The 26,655-nt window shown below is 45.6% G+C and carries 17 protein-coding genes; 13 read left to right on the top strand and 4 right to left on the bottom strand.

The annotated features are described in order from the left end of the window. Positions 1 to 5: 5 nt before the first annotated feature. The 9 genes from K1Y79_RS22880 (at position 6) to K1Y79_RS22840 (ending at position 15,174) form a co-directional block, all read left to right on the top strand. Positions 6 to 6,566 (top strand): non-ribosomal peptide synthetase, encoded by a 6,561-nt coding sequence (locus tag K1Y79_RS22880; protein WP_220252522.1) that lies wholly within the window; start codon positions 6 to 8, stop codon positions 6,564 to 6,566. A 26-nt stretch (positions 6,567 to 6,592) separates the two neighbouring features. Beyond that, the gene (locus tag K1Y79_RS22875) at positions 6,593 to 7,084 is read left to right on the top strand and encodes a hypothetical protein (RefSeq protein WP_220252521.1); all 492 of its coding nucleotides are present in this window, start codon (positions 6,593 to 6,595) and stop codon (positions 7,082 to 7,084) included. Positions 7,085 to 7,095: 11 nt separating this feature from the next. Then, positions 7,096 to 8,121 carry an HTTM domain-containing protein gene (locus K1Y79_RS22870; protein WP_220252520.1) on the top strand — a complete coding sequence of 342 codons (1,026 nt, stop codon included), beginning with the start codon at positions 7,096 to 7,098 and terminating at the stop codon, positions 8,119 to 8,121. A 507-nt stretch (positions 8,122 to 8,628) separates the two neighbouring features. Next, positions 8,629 to 9,510: a polyketide synthase dehydratase domain-containing protein gene (locus tag K1Y79_RS22865; RefSeq protein WP_220252519.1), complete on the top strand. Its 882-nt coding sequence runs from the start codon at positions 8,629 to 8,631 to the stop codon at positions 9,508 to 9,510. 30 nt (positions 9,511 to 9,540) lie between these two features. Further along, positions 9,541 to 10,095: a ubiquinone biosynthesis protein COQ4 gene (locus K1Y79_RS22860; protein WP_220252518.1), complete on the top strand. Its 555-nt coding sequence runs from the start codon at positions 9,541 to 9,543 to the stop codon at positions 10,093 to 10,095. Between the two features lie 28 nt (positions 10,096 to 10,123). Next, positions 10,124 to 11,566, top strand: a complete 1,443-nt coding sequence (locus tag K1Y79_RS22855) for an aminotransferase class I/II-fold pyridoxal phosphate-dependent enzyme (RefSeq protein WP_220252517.1) — start codon at positions 10,124 to 10,126, stop codon at positions 11,564 to 11,566. A gap of 27 nt (positions 11,567 to 11,593) precedes the next feature. Next, on the top strand, positions 11,594 to 12,571 hold the full coding sequence (sbnA, locus tag K1Y79_RS22850; protein ID WP_220252516.1) for a 2,3-diaminopropionate biosynthesis protein SbnA: 978 nt from the start codon (positions 11,594 to 11,596) through the stop codon (positions 12,569 to 12,571). Continuing rightward, positions 12,558 to 13,523, top strand: a complete 966-nt coding sequence (locus tag K1Y79_RS22845) for a 2,3-diaminopropionate biosynthesis protein SbnB (RefSeq protein WP_220252515.1) — start codon at positions 12,558 to 12,560, stop codon at positions 13,521 to 13,523. The genes sbnA and K1Y79_RS22845 overlap by 14 nt, the downstream gene beginning before the upstream one ends. A gap of 16 nt (positions 13,524 to 13,539) precedes the next feature. Then, entirely contained in the window at positions 13,540 to 15,174 is a 1,635-nt protein-coding gene (locus K1Y79_RS22840) for a cyclic peptide export ABC transporter (RefSeq protein WP_220252514.1), read from the top strand. Between the two features lie 68 nt (positions 15,175 to 15,242). Here the strand turns inward: K1Y79_RS22840 and K1Y79_RS22835 are convergent, their stop codons facing one another. Then, on the bottom strand, positions 15,243 to 16,049 hold the full coding sequence (locus K1Y79_RS22835) for a class I SAM-dependent methyltransferase (RefSeq protein ID WP_317197500.1): 807 nt from the start codon (positions 16,047 to 16,049) through the stop codon (positions 15,243 to 15,245). 581 nt (positions 16,050 to 16,630) lie between these two features. Continuing rightward, positions 16,631 to 18,925: a GH92 family glycosyl hydrolase gene (locus tag K1Y79_RS22830; RefSeq protein ID WP_220252513.1), complete on the bottom strand. Its 2,295-nt coding sequence runs from the start codon at positions 18,923 to 18,925 to the stop codon at positions 16,631 to 16,633. A 273-nt stretch (positions 18,926 to 19,198) separates the two neighbouring features. On the opposite strand from K1Y79_RS22830, the gene K1Y79_RS22825 reads away from it, so the two are divergent. From K1Y79_RS22825 to K1Y79_RS22815, 3 genes are all read left to right on the top strand, one after another. Beyond that, positions 19,199 to 21,469, top strand: a complete 2,271-nt coding sequence (locus tag K1Y79_RS22825) for an ATP-binding cassette domain-containing protein (RefSeq protein WP_220252512.1) — start codon at positions 19,199 to 19,201, stop codon at positions 21,467 to 21,469. A gap of 96 nt (positions 21,470 to 21,565) precedes the next feature. Continuing rightward, positions 21,566 to 22,432, top strand: coding sequence for a DMT family transporter (locus K1Y79_RS22820; protein WP_220252511.1), 867 nt, complete (start codon positions 21,566 to 21,568; stop codon positions 22,430 to 22,432). A gap of 175 nt (positions 22,433 to 22,607) precedes the next feature. Beyond that, a complete protein-coding gene (locus K1Y79_RS22815; protein WP_220252510.1) occupies positions 22,608 to 23,660 on the top strand; it encodes a DUF695 domain-containing protein in 1,053 nt (350 codons plus the stop codon). 15 nt (positions 23,661 to 23,675) lie between these two features. Here the strand turns inward: K1Y79_RS22815 and K1Y79_RS29330 are convergent, their stop codons facing one another. Further along, positions 23,676 to 23,807, bottom strand: coding sequence for a hypothetical protein (locus K1Y79_RS29330; protein ID WP_262903184.1), 132 nt, complete (start codon positions 23,805 to 23,807; stop codon positions 23,676 to 23,678). A gap of 5 nt (positions 23,808 to 23,812) precedes the next feature. Continuing rightward, a complete protein-coding gene (locus tag K1Y79_RS22810; RefSeq protein ID WP_220252509.1) occupies positions 23,813 to 25,144 on the bottom strand; it encodes a M23 family metallopeptidase in 1,332 nt (443 codons plus the stop codon). 844 nt (positions 25,145 to 25,988) lie between these two features. Here K1Y79_RS22810 and K1Y79_RS22805 point away from each other — a divergent pair. After that, positions 25,989 to 26,516, top strand: coding sequence for a UpxY family transcription antiterminator (locus K1Y79_RS22805; protein ID WP_220252508.1), 528 nt, complete (start codon positions 25,989 to 25,991; stop codon positions 26,514 to 26,516). Positions 26,517 to 26,655 lie beyond the last annotated feature (139 nt).

The raw sequence follows: 26,655 nt of genomic DNA, 5'->3' as shown, positions 1-26,655 counted from the left end.
GCTCCATGATTACAAATACTTTTGATAAAGAACTGCTGTTATTTTCTAATAAATTTCTGAATCAGAAAGAATACTGGTTAAAGAAATTGGCAGCCATTGAGCAACCTGTACGCCTTTCGGCCCATGGCACCAGTGTGTTGCCTCCAGCGTCCAGGCATGTTCTGGACTGGGAAATTGCATCAACACTCCAGGAAAGAATACTCAAGATATCCAACAATGCAGACCTTACCTGTTACATCGTGATGGTAGCAAGCTGGAAAGTGCTATTGTCTAAATTTCTCAGGCAGTCGCATATAACAGTTTCTTCTCCTGTCAATAAACTGAAGGCAACCGAGGATACCTTCAACAGGAGCCTTCTTCTTTTTGATGACATCTCCTTGTCCACTACTTTCAGAGAGCTGCTGATGGTATGCGGTAAAACTGTGATAGAAGCGTACGATAACCAGGACTATCCCCTTAAAAATGTATTAGATAGTCTGGCGTCTCCTCACTTGCATCCGGCTACTAATATTGCCATTGCCATGGATAACCTCCATGACCTCCCGGTTATTGATGAGCCAGAAGAAGAGATACAGGTCATTGTCTCGAAGCAGGAGAATCGGTTACTACTCAGGATTAGTTATTCTACGGAGTCATATCCCGAGGCGATGTGCTCACAGCTGTTGCGATGCTGGGAAAACGTGACTTCTCAGTTATTGGCTGATGTTAACGTGCCATTTAATACCGTTAAGTTGTTGTCTGCAGAAGATCAGCAGCAGCTTATTCAGCAGTTTGAAGGCCGTAATACCATATTTCCTGTCGAAAAGCTGATTCCCCACTACCTTGAGCAGCACGCTGCCAATACGCCCGGTAGCCGGGCAGTGGTGTGTGATGGCGTGTCGTTAAGTTATGCTGCCTTAAATGAACACGTTAACAGAATTGCTGTCTTTCTTAAACAGCAATTAGGTGCCAGCACAGCTCCCGTCGGACTGATGCTGCCGCGTTCCATTGAAATGATGCAGGTAATTCTTGCATTGTGGAAATGCGGTGTGCCATATATTCCGTTGGATACAGCTTATCCGAGGGCGCGTGTTGCAGACATTCTAACGGATGCCGGCAGCAAATTACTCATGACGCGTTCTGCCTTTATAACTGGAAGTGCCGGCCTGTTTGACGGAACAGTTATCCATATGGATGATGCAGCTGCAATAATAGCGGGGCTGTCCCCTGAAAATCCTCCAGTAACAGCTAGTGCCGGTGATCTTGCGTATATCATTTATACGTCTGGATCTACCGGAAAACCCAAAGGAGTAATGGTTGAACATGCAGGTATGATGAATCACATGTTTGCCAAAATTAATGATCTTGGTCTTACGCCACAAAGCATAGTAGCACAGAACGCCTCACATACTTTTGATATATCCGTCTGGCAGTTTTTTGTGTCATTAATTACCGGTGGATCTACTGTCATTTACACAACAGATACCAACCTGGATATTAACGAATTTGTTGATCAGGTAGTGAAAGACAGGATCACTATCCTGGAGGTTGTTCCTTCCTATCTCTCACTGATATGTGATACGCAGGAACAGCGCCAGGTATCTTTCCCGGATCTGTCCTTCCTGCTTACGACGGGAGAAGCATTTCCACATAAACTGGCTTCCAGGTGGTTTGCAGCAAATCCCGGTATACCGGTAGTAAACGCTTATGGTCCTACTGAAGCTTCCGATGATATCACCCATAGCTTATTGACGGCTCCTCCCGAAGACCAGATTATTCCGATAGGCCGTACTGTACAGAATATGCACATATATGTGGTTGATGAGCATATGCACATCTGTCCCGTCGGAGTAAAAGGCGAAATCCTTGTATCTGGAGTTGGTGTAGGTAGAGGTTATATCAACAACCCGGAGAAGACAGCGGAAGTGTTTCTCCAGGATCCATTCACCACGACTCCGCGCAGGATGTATAGAACAGGTGACCTTGGCTCATACCGTAGCGACGGACAATTGGACTTCTGGGGTAGGAAGGATTTTCAGCTGAAAATTAGTGGCTACAGGATTGAGCCAGGTGAAATTGAAAGCGCCTTATTGAAAATACCAGTTGTCAAGGAAGCTGTTGTGATTGATCATACAACCTCACAGGGCCATAAATATCTGAGTGCTTATATCACTGTGTCTGATACTGATGGCGTGAATACTGATCAGATGAAAGATGAATTGTCTGCCTGGCTGCCGGCCTATATGGTGCCTGCCAACATTCATGTGTTGTCGAGACTGCCGCTGACTGCTAATGGTAAGATTGACAGAAAGGCCTTGTCAGAAATGGATTTCCAATCTGAAAGTACTGAACAACCCAGAACTCCGGAAGAGCATGTGTTACTCGGCATCTGGAAAGAGGTATTGTCTGTTGACAGGCTCGGTGTCACCGATAACTTCTTCCGGCTTGGTGGTCATTCTGTTGCTGCCATACAGCTGATGAGCAGAATTAAGAAACACTTCAGGGCGGATCTCGTATTGCTCGATATATTCGAGAATCCGACTATACGTGGCCTTGGTAGTGTGATTAGTGAAAAAGAAGGTTCTCTGCTGCGCACGGACGAAACAGCCGATATTCCGGTGAAGCAGCCTAAACAGCATTACGAGATTTCCCCTGTGCAATATCCTGAATGGTTTATGTTAAGACTAAACCCTGATAGTACCTTCTATAATGTTGGGATGGTGCTTGAGATGAACGGTATTGTCAACGTGCCTCACTTGCTGCAATCTCTGAACATCCTGATAAACAGGCATGAGGTGTTCAGGGCTGCCTTCCATGAGATACTCGGTACTCCACATGTATCCCTTGTAGATGACCTGGATATAGCCATGGATGATTTCCTGGTGGATATTTCCGGATCTCAGAACTGGAAACTGCCTTTAGAGAAAATTCTGAGTGAGATATACAGGAAACCACTGAATCTGTCCAAAGCTCCGGTAGCAACATTCCGGTTGATAAAGGTGGAACAAGAACGCCACATCTTTGTCTTTGAAATTAACCACATTATCTGGGATCAGCTTTCTACGTTTATCTTCTTCAGAGAACTCCAGCAGTTATATAACCAGCTTAGCAAGGGCCTGCACCCGGAACTGACACCGTTGTCGGTTAACTATTATGACTGGTCTGAATGGATGCATACCCGGTTGAATGATGGTAGCCTTGATCATCACAAAACATACTGGTTGCAGCAGTTCGAGACGCTTCCACTTCCTTTGGAATTGCCGCTGGACTTTCCACGCTCCGTGAGGCAGACATTCAATGGGCGGACAATATTTCAGCTGATCGATGAAGATACCAGAAGAGACCTGACCCGTTTCCAGGAAGCCAATAATGTGACGCTCCAGATACTGTTATTGTCAGTATTGAAATTATTACTGTTCCGTATCACTGGTCAGAATGATATCGTTGTCGGTACACCCATTTTTAACCGCGATCACCCTTCGCTGGAGCCTATCGTCGGATTATTTGCTTCTGCTATTCCTATCCGTAGCCAGGTAGATGATAGCGCTACCTTCCAGCAATTACTGGATCAGGTGAGAAAAGTATCCCTGGAGGCATATGATCATCACTCTTATCCATTCAATAAAGTACTGGAATTGCTGAAACATACCGGTGATTTCTCTAAATCCAGGTTCATATCTGTATTCTTTGGCGTTCAGAATGATGAGACCTCGTTTGAAAAGCTGGCCTATCAGTTTGATGGCATGGAAGTGAAAATGTACGAAGCAGATAATGTACAACTGTTTGAAGAAGATACATCTGTTTTCGACTTTACGATGCAGGTGGACCATACTGTGGACTACATGAAACTGTCCATCCGCTATAATACAGATCTCTTCAGGGAAGAGACAGCGGCCAACTTCCTACGGTGGTACCTCACGCTGCTGAAACAGGCAATAAAAACTCCGGCTGATTACCTCAGGACATATCTGCTGGAAGAAAAGCCTTTGTCTGCTACGGGCACTCGTATTCCATTGCCTGCTGACTCCCTGGCAGATTTGATTACTGACAATCTCATTCGGCAGGGTGCAGGGACGGCTATTGTACACAATGAACAAATCTATTCATTTGAAGAAATCCGGGTATTCTCAGAAAAAGTAACCGCTTATCTGCAAAACAAAGGAGTGGTAAAAGGCAGTAAAGTGGGCGTCCTGTTAGCACCTTCCTTTGAAATGATTGGTGTCATCCTTGGTATTCTGAAGGCTGGTGCAACCTGGATTCCGCTTACGAAGGAATACCCTGCCGGTCGTATGGATACCATCATGCAGATGGTTGATATGGCTGATATCTTTTACGATGCCAGTATTCTGTCACCGGACGTTTTTGCATTGCTGACCGGGAAATATACAGATATTGCTACAAAGAGGTTGGCATTAAACACTATTGTGCCAGCTGTTAAGCCGGTAGCCTGGCAACTGGATGATGTTGTGTACATCATATTTACTTCCGGTAGCACAGGTGTTCCCAAAGCGATAGAGGTCAGACACCAGGGCCTACTGAATATCATGTTGTCCACAATGCAACAATATCCGCTAACCACTACCGATAGCGTACTGTTCCACACACCGGTCGTTTTTGATGCCGTAATGCTGGAAATATTCCTGCCATTATTGTCTGGTGCCCGCATTATTATATCTGATAGTACTAATAAAGATATCGCTGCGCTGGGAGGATGTATAAATAAACATCAGGTGACCTTTATACAGTTTGTTCCACTGCTGCTTAGCGAATTTGTCACAGCTGCCGCCACCGGTGTATTTGACTATCCCGTCTCGCTCAGGTATGTAATCTGTGGTGGAGCGATTATGACCGCTGCTCTTCGTGACAAATTCTTTAGCGTATTCAAATGTGGGCTATATAATCACTATGGCCCTACAGAAATCACTATTGACGCTGCCAGCTATGACTGTGCACAAAGTACTACGGCTGACATTATGCCGGTAGGAAAGCCGGTAGCAAATACCGCTATCTATGTGGTTGACCGACATATGAATAGCTGTGCGCCAAACGTAGCGGGTGAGGTGGTGATTTCCTCATTCGGACTTGCCAAAGGATATTTCGGGAATGTTGCCCAGACAGATAATGCCTTTATTCCCAATCCATTCAATGATGGCTTCGGTGACCGCTTGTACCGTACTGGTGACAGGGGTGTTTTACTATCAGATGGTAACCTTGTCATCCAGGGCAGGTTGGATAACCAGGTCAAGCTCAATGGCAACAGGATTGAGCTGGATGAAGTAGAGACTGCATTATCAAAAATTCCGGGAGTGCGTAATGCGGCTGCGGTAGTTACTGCTAGCGGTAACGCGGGTGAAACGTTGACTACCGCTGTTGAGCTGGATGATGCATGCACACTTCTGGCGGAAAGACAAAATAATGCTTTACGCCTGTTCACAATAGCCCAGCGTCCTGAATTGAAGCGATATGCAGATGCATTACATACCGGCGCTTGGCCCGAGTATTTCAAGGGTGCCACGGTCATTAAGAATTACTGGCATAGGCTTTATCAGCTGTTTCCGGAACTTCAGCTGGTAATCACTGATAACCAGGGTGCCATCGCTGCCGTAGGCAATGCGGTACCGGTCCGCTGGAATGGTACTGTCGCTGACCTGCCGGGCGGCTGGGATGATGCGCTTGAGAGAGGCGTACTTGGCGCAGAAGCGGGAGACACGCCAGATACATTAGTTATTCTCGCGGGAGTGGCAGCTGCCTCATTCTCTTGGGTGGGCGGTGTTAGCCGCCATATAATCGACGGCTTCAAGCGAATCGCCTCAAGGGAAGGATTCCGGCACCTGCTGGTTGCTTTACGCCCGATAGATAAGGTAGACCGGCAGGAAATACCAATAGATGCATATGCAGCGCTACGTGACGCTCAGGACAGGAGCGAAGATAAATGGATAAGACTACATGAATCTATTGGTGGAAAGATCATCGGTACCTCAGAAAAGTCACAACATGTGGAAGGCTCCCTGGTGCAATGGGAAGGATGGACCGGTGTTGTGTTTGAGAACGATGGCAGTTACCTTATCAAAGATGCGCTTCAGCCGGTACATGTAGACCTGACCTGCGACCGAGCAACATATTATGACCCCTGCGTATGGATTGACCATTCCGCTAGTCTGACCTCGCCAGCGGTATCTAATCTCACTCCCTTGCGCCTGCGAAGAAGACTGCAGCAATTGCTTCCTTCCTACATGATTCCTGCAAGAATTGTAGTGGTAGATAAAATCCCAGTACTGGAATCAGGAAAGAATAATAAAACTGAATTGCTTTCCATACTCCCCGTCGGTAACACAGAAATGGATACCGATTTGACAGCCGGACAGAAAAACGTTCTCCGGGTATTCCAGCAGGTACTCGAATCTGAAAATGTAAGTCCTGGAGTCAGCTTTTTTGAAGCCGGCGGCCATTCCATCCGGGCCATCAGGCTTATTGGCTTGCTGAAAGAGGAATTTGGTATCGCACTGACGCTGGAAGATATATTTCTGAATCCTTCCGTTATCGAGCTGGAACAATGTATCAGCAGTAAAAAGGCCCTGGCGAAATAGTAGCTTATAATGTAAACGAAACATCCATGAAGCACACCACAAAAATCATGTTGTTCACTGGTATGGTAGCCTTTTTTGTAATTCAGGTGTCACACACTATCCGAAATACAAATAGCTGGCCGTTCTGCTCATACAACATGTTTAATAGAATGATGCAACCCAAGATTGATGAATTTATGATCTGGTTGTATGACAGCAAAGGAAATAAGCAGCTTGTCCTACCGGGAAATGCCATCCCTATTGAGTACTACAGAACGCCCGTACTGATGAGCGATGTCTTTGACGGTAATAATGAAAGTTCAAAGGTACAGCTGTGCCGGATTCTGCTTGATCACCTGAATACCGCTCCCTGGGGAAAGTTTGATGAAATACTTCCATCGGCAAGACCGACGCCGGGAAGTCATTTTACGGGCATGGAGGTATTCATTTACAACTACGACCTGGATCTGTACCGGTACGGTCAAAAACTCGAGCCAGTGAACCGTAAACTGATTTATTCCTATCACCAGCAATCCTAAGCCATACATTTATGATCAAGAAGCTTTCAGGCAAACTGGCGTATTTTCTTTTCCATCAACCCGCTGTATGGGAACGTCTCGCCGCATTGCGCATATCCATAAGTGTCATCTGCCTGGTATTACTGATCTGGGGCGATTATGACAGTAGTTTTTACGGACTAACCAGCAGCTTCCTGCACCGGCAGGATGCTATCTTCCCTTTCCTTCCAGCGCTAGGACCAACTGCATTCCTGATACTGAAAAGTGTTGCAATAGTAGGCGGACTGTTTACTTTGGCAGGTCTCTTTACCCGTGTCAGTATGGTAGTGCTGACGGTGTCATTTTTCCTGTTAAACGGCTACATTGCTGCGAACGATAGTTATTGGCTCGCGTATATTACACATCTGCATTTCTTCTCGATTGCACTATCCTGTGTGGATACTTCCAGGCATTACTCGCTGGATAGCTGGATGCGTAAACGTATTTATATATCTGATAAGGCGCAGCGAGAAGCCGCATCTTTTGCTATTGCATTCATGCAGATATTTATCGCAGTACTCTATCTGCAAACCGGTATTTCTAAGCTACTCAACTCCGGCGTTGAATGGTTTACCTCCGGACAAACAAGTTATTATGCCACTATGATGTTTGGCACCCGACTGGGGCAGTTCATGACGCAATACAGAGAAGTATATCATGTCATTGGTGTATACACCGGCATTGTTGAAGTGGGCTTCTTCTTTGCATTCCTTTTCCGTCGTACGCATAAGGTGCTTGCGGTACTAGGTATGTCCTTGCATATTGGTATTTATAGCCTTATGATACTATCATTCTTCATGTTGTGGTGGATCTATCCTGCATTATTTCTTTTCAAGAATAACTGGAAAAAGCAAGCTGAGAGAGAGGAAGACTTAACGGTCACTCCTCTGCAAGACGAACTACCTGCTCAACATCAGCGGGATATTGAAAAGGTGTATTCATCTTTTTCTTCTCAGTCAGATAGTGATGAAGGCAGTAGCAAATCTCCTCTACAAACAATGAATAGTCGTAAAAATTAAAACTGGTAAAGTGATGGAGCCCTTTAGCCGATTTTCTTGAGTCACTGTCGATTAGATGAAGGTGCGTATCAGCAGACTTTCTGATTGTTAAAAAATGCTTTTTATAACCCTGCAGGTAAGTAAATGCTAAATGATGAATACCGGTATTCACGAAGCCTTCACCGCCGGGTAAAGCCCCGGGAAGTCGGACATACCCGAAGTAGCTGCCGGTCAGTAGCCCGATTTCCAGGCCGGAGTACTTCCTGAATGTATCACTTCTAAAACCGGTGAACAATAATCCTCTTTTTGAAAGCGGAGACGGAAGCACCCACGGAAACAACTGAGGATGATGATGGTAGATACGGAAGAAGGTCTCAAATAGTTGCTGGTGTGCTGGCTGGGCAGGTTTACGAAACAACACAGGGGCATTGAAGAACAGGAATTTCATTGTATAGTTTTTTTATGGGTTAATGACTACTAAAATATATGTTTTGAACCAGATAAAGGATGCTTTAAACAAATAAATCCATGGACAGATCACTAGCTGATACAGCGGCAGCAGAACAGGTCTTTTTTCCTTCGTACGTTCGTCAGGGAAAAGATCAATGCACGTTTGAAATGACATTGTCTGCAAAGCATCACTGGATGCTGAGGGAACACCGTATCGGACAATTTTCTGCTTTGCCGGCAACTGGATTTCTGGAACTAGCCTTTGCTGCCTGCAGACTTTATTTCCACTGGTTTGCCATTGAAATTACCAAACTTACTATATCTCAGCCCTTGCTGATGCAGCCGGATGAGGAAGCGAAGCTCCGGATTTTGTTCACCGGTGATGCAGATCAGGCAACATTCTCCATCACATGCCTGCGCTCAGATGGTAACAGTGCTGTTCATGTTACGGGAACTGCGGCCCGGGTAGTAGGAAACACCGACTTAAAGTTTGATGTAGCAGCATGTAAGACTGTTTATCAAACAATGGCATCCCATGAGCAGCAGACCGGTGTAGCAACAGATGCCCATGTTGCCTATCAGCTTGCCTTCGGCAGAAGGTGGCTGGATGTATACCGCCAGGTATGGAGAAGTGCCGACAAAGGAATTGCGCTGCTATCGCTCGATCCCGCATTCGTATCGGATGTCGATACCTACCTGTTGCATCCTGCATTGCTGGATGTAGCCATTACGCTGTTACTTGACAATCCAATGCTGGCGCCGTTTCAATTCAGGTCCATCAGACATTACCGGCCGCTGCCTGCGCAATACTATTGTCATGCCACAAGCCGTAGTGCAGCAGGTGGGATTGAAACTGATATAGTCATTGCTGACGTTGAAGGAAATATTTTACTTGAAATTGATAAATACTATTTGCTGGAAGTATCAGAAGACCAGTTGACATCCATGACTGGCAATTAAAGTAATTATCCACCATAATGAAATAACGAAATGGAATCTGGAAACCTAACCCCATCTCAGCCTGTAATTATCCACAGAAATGTTGACCCATGGCAGGACGATGGCCAATTAACGTTAACAGCAGCTTACGCACGATACATGAAGATGTATGCTATCACACCTGATACGCATATACCATGGATCGTTAAACTGATTGAAAATCCTGCATCGCCGCTCCCTTTATCCGGTGCTGTGACGCTTTATCGACACGACTTTATACATTGTTTGCTTGGCCGTGGACTTACCAATGCTGACGAAGCATTTGTTATCGGATTTACAATGGGAAGTGTACCCAAGTTGAAAAAACTGGAAGTAGCCTGTTTCAAATTTGTCAGCCGATACCTGTACCCGGGCAAATTCAGGTTGACAAAAGCTGAAGTAGATATCTTCTCCGACGCAGTCCGCTTAGCCAAGGCTACAACGGGTCTATGTTCGCTGGAAGACTTTGATCCCGATCCTCTGCTGAATAAATCACTTGCAGAAGTGAGGCAGCTGCTGGGCATCCCTGTCCGAAAACTCACTTATACAATGTTCCCGAACAACTAGCAACCTTACAATAAAATCAAACCTCTTTATGCAATATCTTAGTAATGACATGTACACCCGGCTGATTGATGCATTTACAATTGCAGCTTATCAGCAGTGTGATTACCTCGACCTCGTTAACTTCAATCGCGATATCTATGGAGAAGTCATTAATTCCGGTATCGTGGAAGACATCTTCAAACCTTCCTACGGCTACGGTGCTCCGGATGGTTCATATGAACTCGGTAAATTAGTAAAGGCACTCGAGACGGAAAGGGTTCGTCAGTATAATGAGTGGCTTAGTAAGAACTATCCTTCTGTTGCTTCTTCCGTTCTTACCAAAGGTGTTGATCTGGAAACGCTGGCTGTAGGCTCAGGTATGGGTACTACCGGTGTAATGGGCAGTCTCCTGAAATCTATCTTCGATATGGAACGCCCAAGATTCCCTGGCCGTCCAGACGTCGTGCTCTGTGTTCCGAACTATAGTGTTTATGACGGTATCGTCAACGCACATGGTGGTAAAAGTAAGTATCTGCTCACAAAACCAGAAAACGACTTCCTGCCTACGGTAGAAGAAGTGGCAGCTGCAATAGATGAAAATACTATTGCGCTGGTGCTGACCTATCCTAATAACCCTGCTCAGAGTACCTATGAACCAGAGAATCTGCAGACGCTGGCTGATATCGTTAAAACCTGCCAGGAGAAAAAGGTGTACCTGATCGTAGATAATATCTACCAAGAAACCATCTGGGACGAAGAGATGCTCAACCCTGAGATATTCTGCCTGACTGATTCACCAGACTATCTTTTCAAGGTCTTCGGTGCCAGCAAAGACAGACCGTTCTTTTCCGGACTACGTATGGGATATATGATAGGCGACCCGCGTATCAAACAGGCTTACCAGTATTACGCGTCGCTGTTCAACAATACCCATAACAATCACACCAGCCTGGTATTTGCTATGGACCTTTTATTTCGCAAAAAGATGTTAGACCAAACCCCGCTGGTCGCTGATGATATTGCACTGATGGACACTTTCCTCGCTGGCTGGAATGTAAAAATGGATGTACAGAAGGTACTCGATGGCATCCTGGATAACGGCTTGTTTGAGCACTATAAACGAATGGTGCATCATAGTAACAAAGTGCAGGCAGACAGTATGTCTAAAATAGTCACTGCTATGCAGCAATTACCGCTGATCAGTGAAGTGGTCAACGGCAATATCGGCAATGTCATATTTGCGAAAGCTAATCCCGCTTTGTTCGGAGGTAGCTGCGATGTCCTGTTTCGTGAGACGTTAAACGGGGCCAGACTTGGCATATTGCCAGGCAACGTATTCGGCATGCCACAGGAAAACGGACAGGCATGGTTTCGCATCACTACCATCCATGAACCGGCAGAGGTAATTATTAACCGCCTTGAGATCATGAATGACCACTTCTTACGTTATGCAGAATCGAATGTAGCTGTGATGGAAACGAATCTGCAATAGTTATACACCACGTTAATCTTTAACAGAATGACTTTATTATCCGCAATAGAAAAAATTGAACAGCGAATAGGTAACACACCCTGTATTCAGCTGGAAAACAGCGGCTGTAATCTCTTTGCGAAGCTGGAATTTGAGAATTTTATGGGTAGCGTCAAAGACCGTTCCGCCTGTTACATTCTCAAAAGTGCAATCAAGAAAAATCTTATACGTCCTGAGACGGTAGTGATAGAATCCAGCTCCGGGAATTTTGGTATTGCGCTCGCTGCTATCTGCAGAAAACTGAATCTGAGGTTCATCCCTATCATAGATGCCAACACCGCTGATGAGAAGGAAAAACTCATGCGTCTTTTATCTTATAATGTGATCAAGGTAACACACCGAGATTCCTCCGGAGGCTTCCTGTTAAACAGACTGGCAATATTGAAGGAGCTACTGGCTGCATACCCCGGTTCCTATCATCCCAATCAATACGAAAATGAAGACAACTTCCTGAGTTATTATCACTCGCTGGGAAAGGAGATCTGTGACCGGTTTACGGAACTTGACTATGCATTTATCAGTGTCAGTACCGGTGGTACGATTACCGGAGTATCCCGCAGACTAAAGGAAAAATTCCCCAATATCCGCATCATTGGTGTAGATGTGGAAGGCTCCATGGTGTTCCAGAATAAACCTTGTGTACGTCACTTGTCTGGTATCGGGTCCAGTCAGCATTCTACAATGATCCGCTCAGCGGAAATTGACGACTACATGATCCTGCCTGAGGAGGAGATCATAGAAGGATGTCAGCAGCTATTACAGCAAGAGATGATTTTCGGAGGAGCTTCTACAGGAGCTGTATATGCCGCGGCCAGAAAGTATCTCCATGAACATGGTCATGAGTGCAAGCCGGCGCTTATTATATGTCCTGATAAGGGCAATGCCTACCTGGATACTGTGTATAACACCAGCTGGGTTGAAAAGACAATTCATTCAAGCAATAAATTGATTCATGAAATATCTTAGTGAACAGCACATCAGAGAAATAGGAACAGACTGGCATGGACTAGCCGATGTTGTACAGCAAGCATCAGCGTTATTAAGAGAAGGTGAGACCAGTCAGCCGGTAAAGCCATATCTCAGATACCGAAATCTTAAAAACAGGATCATCGCTATGCCTGCGTTTGTTGGCGGCAATATCAATACCGCTGGTATTAAATGGATTGCCAGTTTTCCGGGAAATATAGAAAAACAGATTCCGCGCGCTCATGCAACGATTATACTCAATGAGGCGGATACCGGTATTCCGTTTGCCATCCTGAATACCGGCGCTGTAAGTGCTATCCGTACTGCAGCAGTCACCGGTGCGGTAATCCGGAAATATCTGTCACTGAATACCTGTGACAACCTCAGTTTCGGTATTATTGGTTTTGGTCCCATCGGCAGGATGCATCTGTCGATGATAGATGCGCTATGGGGAGACCAGTTAAAGCACATTTATATCTTCGACCTTCGCCAACCTGATCTGCAGAGTATTCCTGCTCATCTGCAATCAAAGGTGATAATCTGCGATGACTGGCAAACAGCGTTTGAAAATAGTAAAATATTCATTACCTGCACGGTCTCTTCCGGTAGATATATAAACAGCATACCTTCAAAAGGCACCCTGCATCTGAATGTCTCGCTTCGGGATTACGAACCGTCATTTCTGCAGCATGTAGACAGAATGGTGGTAGATGACTGGGAGGAGATCTGCCGCGAAAATACTGATGTTGAGCAGATGCATCTGCAACATGGCCTTACCGAAGATCAGACGTTCAATATCAGTCAGTGTCTGCTGGATAATGCTGTGCTGGACGATGCCGCAGACAGTGTAGTGATGTTTAACCCCATGGGTATGGCCATCTTCGACATTGCAGTGGCAAGGTATTATTTCGACAGATCCGAGCAGCTGAATATTGGTCAGTCACTCAATTAATCATTATAGCGTAAACATGGCACTATATCATCTGCTCTTCAAAGTCCATTTCAGGAAATTTCTGACTTTTGCAGTAGCTGGCTGTATCTCTGGTATAGCCAGCAGCGGGCTGCTGATCACCATCAACAATCAGTTGGCCCCCAGCAGCGCTGCCAGTGGTACAAATGATGCATTGTACTTTGCAGGTCTGTTGCTCATCTTTGTCGTATCCACCAGGTTATTGTCAGGGTCCGTTATCCGGTTTACCCAGCAGCAACTTGGCGCTATCCGTCTTGAGATGACGCAACGGATCGTGGGTTCAGACTACACCGCTATCAGCGACAAACAGAGCAGGATATATGCATGTCTCACGCGTGATGTCGTGGTCCTGTCTGAGTGCTGCCTCGGCATTGTAGAGCTGATCAGCGCTATTATTGTTTTTTCCTGCTGTATCGTTTACCTTGGTATCTTATCAGTACAGGTACTATTGGCGACAATGTTGCTGATTCTTGCCGGATTGCTGCTCTACCTGCTCAACCGCAGGTCTTTTATGGCGCACTTGTCCAGAGCCAGAGATACAGAAGAGCATTTTGTACGCCACCTTGAGTATATTCTGGGTGGTTTCAAGGAAATCAAGGTTAATCCTGCAAAGGGATCCGAGATATTTGAGTCAGAGATACGGAAAGACATAACGGATAGCATTTTCTACCATCGCAAAGGCATCACTGGTATGATTAACAATAATTTCTTTGTTCAACTAAGTTATTATTCCTTTATCGGCTGCTTCCTTTTTGGCGTTTCAGACTATTTGTTGCACGGAGACCCGGTGCTTACCACCCGTCTTGTATTCCTTTTATTATTTATTCTGAAGCCCCTTGAGACAATCCTCATGCAGATTCCTGGTGTTGCGATGGCTAATGTGGCCGCATCACGGATCATAGACATGAAAGATGAACTAAATTCATCAGGGGAATCAATCAGCCAACTACCGGTAGTGAGTGATCCTCCGCTCTTTCAGTCTCTTCACTACCAGGATATTTCCTTTTCCTATGAAAGTAAAGGTGGGGATACGCCTTTTAGACTCGGCCCTATTAACATGCAAGTCGAAAAAGGTGGTATTACCTTTATCCATGGAGGTAATGGAAGTGGTAAGACGACTTTTCTCAAGGTGCTGCTGCAGATGTTGCCTGTCAGTGAAGGCCGGATACTACTCAATGGGTATCCTATTACTTCGGCAAACAAATCTGACTATCTCTGTTGTTTCTCTGTTGTTTTCAGCGACTATTACCTTTTTGATAAACTCTATGGTATATCAGACCCGGCTATCTCGCAATTTCGTCATTACCTGGCGCTTTTCGAGATGGCACATAAGGTGGATCTGAAGGAGCGCACTTTTTCAACGATCAATCTTTCCGCAGGTCAGCGTAAACGGCTGGCATTGATAGCAGCGTTAATGGAGAACAGGCCTGTACTGGTTCTGGATGAATGGGCCGCAGATCAGGACCCAGTATTCCGCCGCAGGTTTTATGAAATTATTCTGCCTTCGCTTATCAGTGAAGGCCGTACCATTATCGCTATTACCCACGATGATGCATATTTCCATGTTGCACATCATCTCTACCGCATGGACACCGGCGTGCTTACAGAAACGCCCCAGGGTAGCCTTGTATAGCTGTTGGCGGTAAAATATGCCGGTTTCATGGAGCTATCGCTACTGTCAGTCCCATTCCGGTCATCTCTCTATTTTTCGTATACTGCTTTAATAGAATACAGCATAGGTAGCTTATCTTCCATCTTAGCTATCTGATAGGAAGATGGCCCCGTCTGCACCATATTACTGAAGCACTCATAAGGCGACGTGGCGTGCTCATTGAACAGCCGGATATTCAATCCTGCTTTGATCAATGCGTTCAGGATATCACTGAGGCTATGGTTCCATCCATATTCCTTATCCCTGAGATCAGCGTCCCTATCCGCATAGGTGCCGGAATTTTCCTCCTCTATAGGCAACCCGGTATTGAAATAGGAATATTTAAAGTAAGAAAACGTATCATCAAACATCCATACTACCGGATGGAAATCCACCATATAGAAAACGCCGCCAGGCTTTAGTCGTTCCGCAATGACAGCGGCCCATCTGTTAAGGTCGGGCAGCCAGCCGATCGTGCCGTACGATGTGAACACAATATCAAATTTCTCGCTAAGGTGCTGGCCTGCATCGTACACGTTAGAACACACAAATTGACTGTTAACGCCCATCTCCACAGCTAGTTCTTTTGCTGCATCAATGGCTTTGTCAGAGAAGTCAAGACCGGTCGTTTCAGCACCACGTTTAGCCCAGGAGATGGTGTCCATACCGAAATGACATTGCAGATGAAGCAGTTTTTTACCAGATACATCTCCCAGCTCCTCAAGTTCAATCTCATTCAAAGAAGTTTTACCTGCCTTAAACGCAGCCAGGTCATAGAAAGCGGATTTCATATGCACCGCCGTCTTATTGTTCCATAGTTGCTTATTTACATCGAAGTATATGTTTTGATCAGTCACGTGTTATTAATTTAAATGTCTGGTGTTAACGAAAATAGTTACATCACAAGTGTGGTGAGCAATTCCGTCGGCGGCCAATCGCAGTGTACTGTTATGTTCTGCTGAAGGTGTGCGCCTGTTGAGCGGAATTGTTAAAACAAAAGTAGCACATTTCTTTTTTCAATGCTGATCCATGTCCATAGGACGCCAAAACGTGTGCACAGGACGCCATATCGTGGTGTGAGAGATATAGAAAGTGATAATGGGGCGTTTGTTTTTTTTGGGGTGATCCTACGTTCATCCTACGTTCATCCTACGTTTGAGAACGTAAGATGAACGTAGGATGATGAAGATTTGTACGATGTCTAGTCCTAATATACCTATACAAGTGAAAAAATAATCCTGAGATCTCTGTACATGTCGTTAGAATATTTAGTTGGCATGTAATGCTGTAATGATATCCTTGAAATAGGCTTACACCTTAAAAAGTGCAAAACATGCAAAATTCAAACAATCAGGAACGCAAAGGTCGTCTAGGCGGACACTTTCAATATGAGCATTCCTTCATGAACAACTATTGAGAAAGTGTATCCGTTAAAGGATTATTGTATGGAAGGCGGTGGCTCCTGACCCCATTGCTCGTTCGGCGAACTACCCATTTCCAGCGTCAGTGTTCCACCTTTCATCAGTTCATCTCTGTACAACCATGCATGTTGCAGCGGCTGTCCGTTGAAGTTTGCTGCCTGCACATAGACATTCTCCTTGCTGTTATTTTTTGTGATGATGTGTAATTTCCGGCCATTGCCGAGGGTAACAGTGGCCTTTTCAAATAGCGGACTACCCAGTTGAATCGCGGGACGCAGGTCTGTAAGTCCTTTTACATCAAATAGTCCCAGGGCACTCATTACATACCAGGCACCCAGTTGCCCCTGGTCTTCGTCCTGCCCATATCCGTAGCCGTGGATGCTTTCTGTGCCATAAAATTCGTTACAGATAGCGCGTGTCCACTTCTGCGTAAGCCATGGTTTGCCGGAATAATTAAATAACCAGCTGATGTGTAGATTGGGCTGATTTCCGTGATTATAACTGGCATTGATGCCGGCAAATGCATCGATCGTTTTACCTCCTCCGAAGCTGTTTTGCTGTGCATTGGTAAATATTCTATCCAGTCTGGTATTAAATTCCTCCTTTCCCATGGCTGCAATCAGGCCGGCAGGATTCTGCGGTACGTAGAAAGTATATTGTACCGCATTCCCTTCCTGGAATCCCCGCCAGGGCTGCATTGGGTCAAAATTTTCAATAAATGTACCCGCTGCTGTCTTCGGTTGAATCAGCTTAGTGTCGTTATTAAATAACAATCTCCAGCCATTGGATTTATCAATGAAGTAATTGTAGTCAGCGGTTTTTCCCATTGCTTTTGCCATCTGCGCGGCTGCAAATGCACTGTAACTGTATTCCAATGTGTGTGATGCGGAAAACCGGGATCCGGTACTGTCAGTCTTATCTTCTTCGAGAAGTGGAACATATCCCAGCTTGTTGAAGATACCAACGTCGAGTTTACCTGAACCTACCGGTCTGTTGAGGTCATCAATCTCGTTCGCTTTGATAGCTTTGTAAGCAAGTGCAGTATCATAGTCCCGGATGCCGCATTGATAAGCAGCAGCAACGGCCAGTCCCACGAAGTTTGTGCCCACTCCTGACGTAAAATGACCATTGGATACCCCATCTGCAAACCAACCTCTGTTACGATAGATATCCAGCTGAGAACGTACATAGTCATTGTAGCGCTCAGGGTAGGAGAGTGCCCACAGCTGCGTCAGGTTCCAGAATGCACCCCATATAGCGTCTGTATTATAACGGTTTGGCTGTCCGGCGTCATTGATGATGCCGCGGCCCAGCAATGCATGATACAGGCCAGTATAGAATTTTGTTTTGTCTTTCACATCTCCTCCTGCTACCGTCAGTTTACTGAACTCACGCTGCCAGGTGTCCTGTGCGCGCTTACGGGCTTTGTTGAAATCAAGTCCGGTAGCCTCGGCTATCAGGTTTTTTTGTGCCTCAGACGCGGAGGTATAAGACAGACCAACCTTCAGTTCCACAGTTTCCTGGCTGGTGGTAGGAAATTCGAGGTAAATGCCAGCACCTTTACCACTACTGGATTTTACATCGGGACGTACATTGCCGGCGTTAAATGCGCCAACTGCCGTCGGACGTTTACTGATCTCTCCATAGAAATACATAGAGATACTGCCTTTAGGGTCATATTGCCTGATGTAGGCAGGATAGGTAGTTACAAACCCTTCAAAATGGGTCTCATCGGTCATATGCACTTCTGCATCCAGCACTTCACCGCTTTCTCCCTGTTTATTGCCAATGTCCAGTATAATCCTGGAATCCGTGCCGGCCGGAAAGGTGTATCTGTGGAAGCCTACCCGCTCAGTTGCGGTAAGCTCTGCGGTGATATGATAGTCGTCCAGCTCAACCTTGTAGTACCCCGGTTGTGCAACTTCTGTTTTATGATTAAAAGAGGAGCGGTAACCTTTTTTAATCCCTTTTTCTGCATCTTCCAGTTCACCGGGAGTCAGCAATCGCTGTCCGGTAGCTGGCATTACGACCACGCCACCAACCTGCCATTCATGGAAATGCGCAAATCCTTCAATAGACGTGTGCCTGGTGTCATACCCTACCGCTTCCCATCCACTGGGATTGCCGTAGTGCCCGTTAGTAGAAGGTGCCAGTTTCGCCATGCCATGAGGTACGGCAGCCGGTGTATAGAAAAACCACCTGCTGTGAGCAGTGCCAATACCTGGATCGGCATATCTTAACAGGTTCTCTTTGGGCGCTACGCACGAATAGCAGCAGGCCAGGATCAGTAAAATATAACTATGTTTGTACATTTGTATGTATTGTATGTACAAACATAGTCTTTTCAGGTTTAAATGTCAACCTCCCGTCCGTGTAATATTTTCCGGCTCTTGAGAAATCGGATGATGTTTATCAATATGATAGAGCCATGAAACGGCTGGTGACATTCCTTGGCAATATCGTATATCTGCGAACATGAAAAGAAAGTCGATATTACCTGTTGATGGTTATAATTAAAATAATACTTTTGCCCCCTCTTTTCCGGATAATCTTCACGCTCTTCTTAACGTATAAATTTTAACGCCATGACCCAGGAATACATCGAAATACGCGGTGCACGTGAGAACAATCTGAAAAACATCGACATCCGTTTGCCCAAAAGAAAGATTAACATCTTTACTGGTGTTTCCGGCTCAGGAAAGTCCTCTATTGTATTTGACACAATTGCCAATGAAGCCCAGCGGCAATTGTATGAGAATTTCAGTATGTTCATACGAAATCTGTTACCGCGCTATCCGCAACCTAATGCTGATGCTATTGAGAAGTTGAGTATGGCAATTGTTGTAGACCAGAAACGGTTAGGCGGAGGTTCACATTCCACGATGGGCACTGTTACGGACATTTCTCCGGTATTAAGGTTATTGTTTTCGCGCATAGGACAACCTTTTGTGGGTTATTCTAATGTGTTTTCGTTTAATGACCCGCAGGGTATGTGTCCTGAGTGTAATGGATTGGGGCAGAAGCTGGGATTTGATGGCAGTAAGTTTTACGATCCTGAGAAGTCATTAAGGGAAGGTGCTTTACAGGTGCCCGGTTTCGCTACGTGGGAGAAGGAAATGTATGCCAATACCGGCTACTTCGACCTGGATAAAAAACTGAAAGACTATACGCAGGAAGAAATGGATCTGTTGTTATACAGTCCTCCGAAGAAGTTCAAACTCCAGATTGGCAATGGTACGATGAATGCCACTTATATAGGTATCATCGAAAAGTTCAACCGTTCGTATATCAAACGGGATATCAAAACGTTGTCTGAACGGACGCAGAAGATGGTATCCGCCTATCTCGAATATGGGGTGTGTCCACAATGTAAGGGCGCAAGATTGAATCAGGAGGTACTGTCCTGTAAGATTGCAGGACACAATATTGCGGCATTGTCGGCGATGGAAGTTGAAGAACTTATCCCGTTACTGCAAAGCATTAATGATCCTGTGGCCCAGCCGATGATCGCCACACTTACGGAACGTTTGCAGCATCTGGTAGATATGGGACTAGGTTATCTTAGTCTTGACAGACCAACAGATACACTGTCAGGCGGAGAATCGCAAAGGGTTAAAATGGTCAAACACCTGGGCAGTAGCCTGATTGATGTATTGTACATTTTTGATGAACCCAGTGTTGGCTTGCACCCTAGAGATGTATACCGGCTGAATGCATTGTTGACGCTGCTCAGGGACAAAGGTAATACGGTCATCGTGGTGGAACACGACCCTGACGTGATCAGGATTGCGGATCATATTGTTGACGTAGGACCGATGGCGGGCGAGAAAGGAGGACGTATCATGTACGAAGGGGATCTCGAAGGATTACTCGCGGCGGATACGCTGACTGGTAAGTTCATGAATCATGCCTTCTCATTTAAAGAAAAATACCGTACTCCGACGGGGCATTTTGCTGTGGCACATGCCACCCATAACAACCTGCAGAATGTTTCCGTCAATATCCCCGCCGGCATTCTTACAGTAATAACCGGTGTAGCAGGTTCAGGTAAGAGTTCGCTGATACATCATGCATTCCTGGCCAAACACCCGGAAGCGATTGTGGTAGATCAATCCGCTGTAGGAACATCTTCGAGGTCTAACCCTGCGACATATACCGGTGTGATGGATCAGATCAGGAAAGCCTTTGCCGCTGCAAATAACGTAGATGCTGCCCTGTTTTCCTTTAACTCCAAAGGCGCGTGTGAGAATTGCCAGGGCACGGGTGTCATCTATACCGATCTGGCGTTCCTGGAGGCCGTAAAGACGCCCTGTGAGATCTGCCAGGGTAAGCGATACCGCGAAGATGTCCTCAATTACCGGCTAAATGGTAAAAATATCTCCGAAATACTGGAAATGACTGTCAAAGAAGCACATGCCTTCTTCACTATCAAAGAGATCGTAAAGAAATTGTTGACGCTGATGGATGTCGGACTGGAATATCTTACCCTTGGACAGCCACTCAGTACGCTGTCTGGCGGGGAATGTCAGCGAATCAAACTGGCTAGTGAGCTACACAAAAAAGGAAGTATCTATGTGATGGATGAGCCTACGACGGGATTGCATATGTCAGATACCGGTAAACTGATCACGCTGATGGATAGGTTGGTAGATGGTGGTAATAGCGTGATCGTGATAGAACACAATCTTGATGTCATCAAAAATGCTGACTGGATAATTGACATGGGACCAGAAGGTGGGCATAAAGGCGGTCAGGTGATTTTTGAAGGCACACCATATGACCTGTCCGATTACGAGGGATCACATACAGGCTATTACCTCAAACAGGCAACCAGCAAATTCAGGACGCCGGTATAATCAGTGGGGGAGCGGAGAAATCCGCTCATTCCTGGCTGGCCTGAACAAGGATTACAAAAGTTCATTACTTTTGCCGACTAAATGTCGGGAATCTAAATGTTATACATTTTATTAAGTGTCATCTGCAGCGTATCTGTAGGTGTTATTCTGAAACTGGCCAAACGTTATCATGTAAATGTCCTTCAGGCTGTTACAATCAATTATATCATTGCGGGTGCATTCAGTTTTCTGCTGAACCAACCAGATTTTTCCCTTATTGATGCTAATGCTCCCTGGTGGGCATTTATCAGTTTGGCATTGCTGCTGCCCTCTGTATTCCTGATTCTGGGTGCTTCTGTTAAACAGGCCGGGATCGTAAAGACGGATATTGCGCAGCGGTTGTCACTCTTCATATCAATCGTAGCAGCCTGGCTGTTGTTCAGAGAGACGTTTAATAACTACAAGATTGTCGGACTGGTATTCGGCTTTGTAGCTATATTCTTTGTGTTGTACAGACCACAGCAGCAGGCGAAGGAAGATGCCCGTTCACTGGCACCGTTGTTTGTGTTCCTAGGATTTGGCGTTATTGACATCCTGTTTAAACAGGTGGCTTTGGCTAAAAGTGTACCATACACTACCTCTTTATCATTGATCTTTATCCTATCATTTATTGTCGCGTTGATCATTTCCCTGACCCAGGTAGTGGTCAGGAAAGTAAAAGTAACTGCTGTAAACCTCCTTTGTGGCGTAATCCTGGGGATATTTAACTTTGGCAACATACTGTTTTATATGAAGGCACACAAGCTGCTGCATAAGAATCCTTCTACGGTATTTGCCGCTATGAATCTTGGTGTTATTATCCTCGGAACCCTGGTAGGTACTATCATGTTCAAAGAGAAGCTGAACCGCTACAACTATGTAGGTATAGTGCTGGCTATTATAGCAGTGATCTGTATTACTTTGTCACAGATATATGCTGTCTGAAATGCAGACTTTTCAGCCGTGGTGGCGAAATGTTCTGCTGCATGTGCTAGCGCCCTGATAGCCACAACTGAGGACATTGCCTTGATCACAGGTAGCTCTAGTCCACCCATTCCTGTGTGCCATTTCCGCGTTCCTAACACTTTTTGCCTTACCTTCCCTATACAACCAACCCCCAATGACTGATCAATACGCTGCTTTCTGGACCTGGTTCACAGCACATGAAAAGAAATTCTACGATGTTGTTATAACTGCGGACCGCGATACGATTGACAAACAATTCTTTGAACCGCTGATGGAGCGGCTGAATGCGATCAGGGAAGGATATTTCTTCCTTACAGGCTTAAACGAAGACACTGCCGAACTAATCATCACGGCAGACGGGGAGGTGAAAAATATTGTTTTTGTGGAGGAGCTGGTAGCGTTGGCCCCGGTACTAGCCAACTGGCGGTTTATTGCCGATAAGCCGGAATCTGATATCGACTATACCACTATTCATATACACGACTTCATTTTCAGCCTGGAAAACCTATTCTTCTATGCTAAGGAGGATGCACAGCATCCTGACAAAATCAATATCACAATTGTACATGATAGCTATGACGAAGCAGAAAAGGGCAAGATCATTCCAGGCGTATACATCTTCCTGGATAACCTGCTTGGCGAAGTGAAATCTATTACCATGATAGATTCTGTGGAGGTGATCGGGCCGGATCAGGCGGAACTGGAACTGATACCCGTAGTGAAATTAAAGGCCTACCTGGAATGGCGGCAGAAGGAGTTCATCGAAAAGTATGAAGACGTGTATTATGACACTGCCAATGACAATTTTACTGGTATGCAGGCAAGTACGCAGTCTGATAGCCCGGTACTGATACTCGTTAATTCCGGGGCGCTGGAATGGCATGGCTCTGCTTCCCATCCCTGGATACTACAGGTAGCCATTACTTATGAAGGAGATGAGCAATCAGCGCTGCCTGATGCGGAGACCAATCAATTGATGGATGTGATAGAAGCAGATTTTCTGGCGCAGCTGCCCGTAAGCAACGGACATATCTACCTGGGCCGGGAAACTTATGAGAACAACCGGTATTTGTATATTGCCAGTCAGGACTTCCGTATACCTGCCAAAGTAAGTGAAGCCATGACGGAAAAGTATGCCGCACAACTACCAGTTGAATGGGATATCTTCAAAGATAAATACTGGCAGTCGCTCGAGCGGTTCTGGTAAAACGACTATCTTTTTTCATTTCACCGCATCAAAGCCATCCATCAGCAACGCTTCTTTACTATATAACTGCCAGGCAGATTGTAACAGGTACGGATACCAGCGTGCTGTGTTCCTATTAGAGAGCATGTCACAGCATACATTATACATACTGTTTATTTTCCCAATTGTACCCAGCCGCTTTCTCCTTCAAACAGTACCATATGGAAGTCACCCTGTTGCCCCAGCAATTGTACATCTTTTCCAGCGGGAATATTCAGCTTCACAGCAGCGGTAGTATCCGGCTGATCCAGCAGGTTGGCAGCAGCTTTCAATGACTGCTTCCGGTAGGGCGCAGCGGAGACAGATTTACTTTCAATGAAGCCTTCCTTACCATCGTGCATCACTACCCGGTACCAGTTGCCGGTAGCAGCTGCAACAGCCATTACGCGATTGGCAGGTAGTTTTTCTAAAGTCGCGGCGCTGCGTGCAGGAGAAGCGTATAATGGTACGCCTGCGGTGTTACGCACTGTTTGCTGTAATAGGTCAGTAGGGGCCGTAACCGGTACGGGAGGTTTTCTTTCGCGTAATACGAACGGCATCGGATCTACTGCGCCCGAAGAAGTATAGATGCCGAAATGCAGGTGTGTAGGCGTATGTTTGGCGTTGCCGGTATTACCCATTAGTCCGACAGTATCGCCAATACGTACTTCCTGGTTGTCGCGCACCAGTTGTTCATCCAGGTGAGCGTAGTACAGGGTGTACGATTTGCCTTTCGGGCGAAGAAATACTACTTTTCCTCCCAGGTTGTTTTCGCGTGTGCTGGTGATGTAACCATCAGCGGCAGCTACGACAGGCGTTCTGAATTTGCCGAAGATGTCGATGCCTTCATGACTGCGTTTACCGCCATCCCGGTTGTCGCCCCAGAAGCTACCGATGCGTGACGGTGTGCTGCCGGATACCGGGAAGGCAATAGATGGGCCTGTAGTAATGGCTACCTCATATCGGCCGCCGCGTAGCAGTTCAGGTTGCAGGCGCAGCAGGAATTGTCCGTCGGCTTCCACTTCATATTCCAGGTTCCAGCTGGTGGTATCGGCAGTAGCCAGCAGATCAGGTTTACCAGGTGTATTGCCGGGTTTCCAGAGATCGGCAAACAGGCGGAAAGCGCCGGCAGGTTGTAATTGTAGTTGTACCAGTACTTTTTCTCCCCGGCGTACCGGAAAAAGGAAGCCGCTGGCAGTAGGTTTATCTGCAGCGAAGTAGCCAGCCTCTTTATAAGGTAAAGTGATACTTACGGGTTGGGTAATGGCTTTCTGTGCCGCTGTGAGCCAGCGTGTGCCTAGTTCCGTTTCTGCCAGTCCTGCATCTGCCAACCGGCTGGCATATTGTTCATGCGCTGTCTTTTTGGTGAATAGTCCTCTGCTGGGAGAGGAGCAGGCTATTGCCAGAAATGCAAGAGACAGTGGGATATATATGCGATTATGCCGGGAGAGAATATTTGTTGCCATAGTATAAATCTTCTGTAAACGAATACAATTGTCAGGCCAAGAGGTCTGTGCGCCTTGCTCACCTTTGCAATTGCAGTAATGAGGCCCTGTATCGGTCAGTGGCCACCCAGGAGTTTCAACAGCGCAGCCGGTCAATGATGTAATAGGGTAGTTATTACTGGTGACAGGCATGCAGGATCACTGGTGTGCGGCTTCGTTTTATTACCTGTTACTGTGTGAAAAATTTTTGTAAAAAACGTGGGATCAACGTCTGATCACCGGGAAGAAAACACACCGGGAAACCTCGGTAATCTACCGGTAAGCAGGTAGTCGGATATACCTGGTTCCGGGTATTTTTATGCACCGTTTTGCTGTTGAATATATACACGTATTCCCGCGCAGCGTATCGTCGGTGTGACTACAGAAAATGATAAAATCTATACGTAACAGGCAGAGTGCTGGTGGATTACGACTCGGGAGGATCTGCATAGGGTTGACAGGAGATGATGACGAACGCGGATATTACAAAAACATCACTGTAACCCGCGTGCAGTTTAAAGAAATGCTAAGAATCGTAAACTAATTTGGCCAATTAAAAAAAAAGCATAAATTCGTCCCTGCAATATTTAGAATGTAGTAAACAGAAATATTGTTGTATTCCCTTACAGATAACAACGTTTTGAAAGACGCTATTCGTTGACCTTTTAGATGAAGTTTGTTACCGGGAAGATCCTGTCCGATATACTTTTTCTTATTTGCTTCTACTACAAGATGTAGCTAAAAGTAGCGATAGCTATATCATCAATGTGCGAACTTAAGATTTAATCAGCCTAAACCCTCATACAGGCAACTAAATGATGATGCTATGCATGAATTTTCTCCCGTTTGGTATTTAATCTATACCAGATCAAAGCAGGAAAAGAAAGTAGCAGGATTATTGAGCAAAAATAATATCAACTGCTTTTTGCCGCTTAAACGAGAGCGTCGTAAATGGAAGGATCGGATGAAGGTATTGGATGAACCTATGTTTCCCTCTTATGTTTTTGTCCAGTTGTCCAGTGTTGCTCAATATACCAATAGTCTCCAGCTCGAAGGTGTTTGTCATTACGTAAAGTTTGACAATCAGATCGCTAAGATCAGCGATCAGGAGATAGAAAACATACGCTTGCTTTCTTCACTCGAAGCAGACCTTGAAGTCTCTTATGAACGTTTGAAAAAAGGTATGCGGTATATGATACAACAGGGCCCTCTAAGCGGGTTATCCTGTGAGCTGATAGATTACAAAGGCCAGCACAAACTGCTGGTACGTGTAAATATTCTGCAAAGATCCATTATAACAGATGTGCCCCTGGAATGTGTTGCCGAATTAATGGCAGAGAATATAATGGCGTAAACAGTAGTCGTTAATACCCGCCAATCGAAAGACATAAAGGCTCACATCCACCAGAGTCAATTTTATGTCATTCCAAATGCTTTCACACAACATTTAGCACTATCACTTTTGATATGACTACCCACAGGTACCGGAAGGT

The sequence above is a fragment of the Chitinophaga rhizophila genome (assembly GCF_019492185.1).
Taxonomy (GTDB): domain Bacteria; phylum Bacteroidota; class Bacteroidia; order Chitinophagales; family Chitinophagaceae; genus Chitinophaga; species Chitinophaga rhizophila.
Note: the sequence above shows the minus strand (reverse complement) of the source record. Positions and strands in the feature narration are given on the sequence as shown.

Bases quoted from the DNA above. Each gene is read 5' to 3' on its own strand.
- K1Y79_RS22880 (WP_220252522.1), top strand. From the start codon at position 6: ATGATTACAAATACTTTTGATAAAGAACTGCTGTTATTTTCTAATAAA.
- K1Y79_RS22875 (WP_220252521.1), top strand. From the start codon at position 6,593: ATGAAGCACACCACAAAAATCATGTTGTTCACTGGTATGGTAGCCTTT.
- K1Y79_RS22870 (WP_220252520.1), top strand. From the start codon at position 7,096: ATGATCAAGAAGCTTTCAGGCAAACTGGCGTATTTTCTTTTCCATCAA.
- K1Y79_RS22865 (WP_220252519.1), top strand. From the start codon at position 8,629: ATGGACAGATCACTAGCTGATACAGCGGCAGCAGAACAGGTCTTTTTT.
- K1Y79_RS22860 (WP_220252518.1), top strand. From the start codon at position 9,541: ATGGAATCTGGAAACCTAACCCCATCTCAGCCTGTAATTATCCACAGA.
- K1Y79_RS22855 (WP_220252517.1), top strand. From the start codon at position 10,124: ATGCAATATCTTAGTAATGACATGTACACCCGGCTGATTGATGCATTT.
- sbnA (WP_220252516.1), top strand. From the start codon at position 11,594: ATGACTTTATTATCCGCAATAGAAAAAATTGAACAGCGAATAGGTAAC.
- K1Y79_RS22845 (WP_220252515.1), top strand. From the start codon at position 12,558: ATGAAATATCTTAGTGAACAGCACATCAGAGAAATAGGAACAGACTGG.
- K1Y79_RS22840 (WP_220252514.1), top strand. From the start codon at position 13,540: ATGGCACTATATCATCTGCTCTTCAAAGTCCATTTCAGGAAATTTCTG.
- K1Y79_RS22830 (WP_220252513.1), bottom strand. From the start codon at position 18,925: ATGTACAAACATAGTTATATTTTACTGATCCTGGCCTGCTGCTATTCG.
- K1Y79_RS22825 (WP_220252512.1), top strand. From the start codon at position 19,199: ATGACCCAGGAATACATCGAAATACGCGGTGCACGTGAGAACAATCTG.
- K1Y79_RS22820 (WP_220252511.1), top strand. From the start codon at position 21,566: ATGTTATACATTTTATTAAGTGTCATCTGCAGCGTATCTGTAGGTGTT.
- K1Y79_RS22815 (WP_220252510.1), top strand. From the start codon at position 22,608: ATGACTGATCAATACGCTGCTTTCTGGACCTGGTTCACAGCACATGAA.
- K1Y79_RS29330 (WP_262903184.1), bottom strand. From the start codon at position 23,807: ATGTATAATGTATGCTGTGACATGCTCTCTAATAGGAACACAGCACGC.
- K1Y79_RS22810 (WP_220252509.1), bottom strand. From the start codon at position 25,144: ATGGCAACAAATATTCTCTCCCGGCATAATCGCATATATATCCCACTG.
- K1Y79_RS22805 (WP_220252508.1), top strand. From the start codon at position 25,989: ATGCATGAATTTTCTCCCGTTTGGTATTTAATCTATACCAGATCAAAG.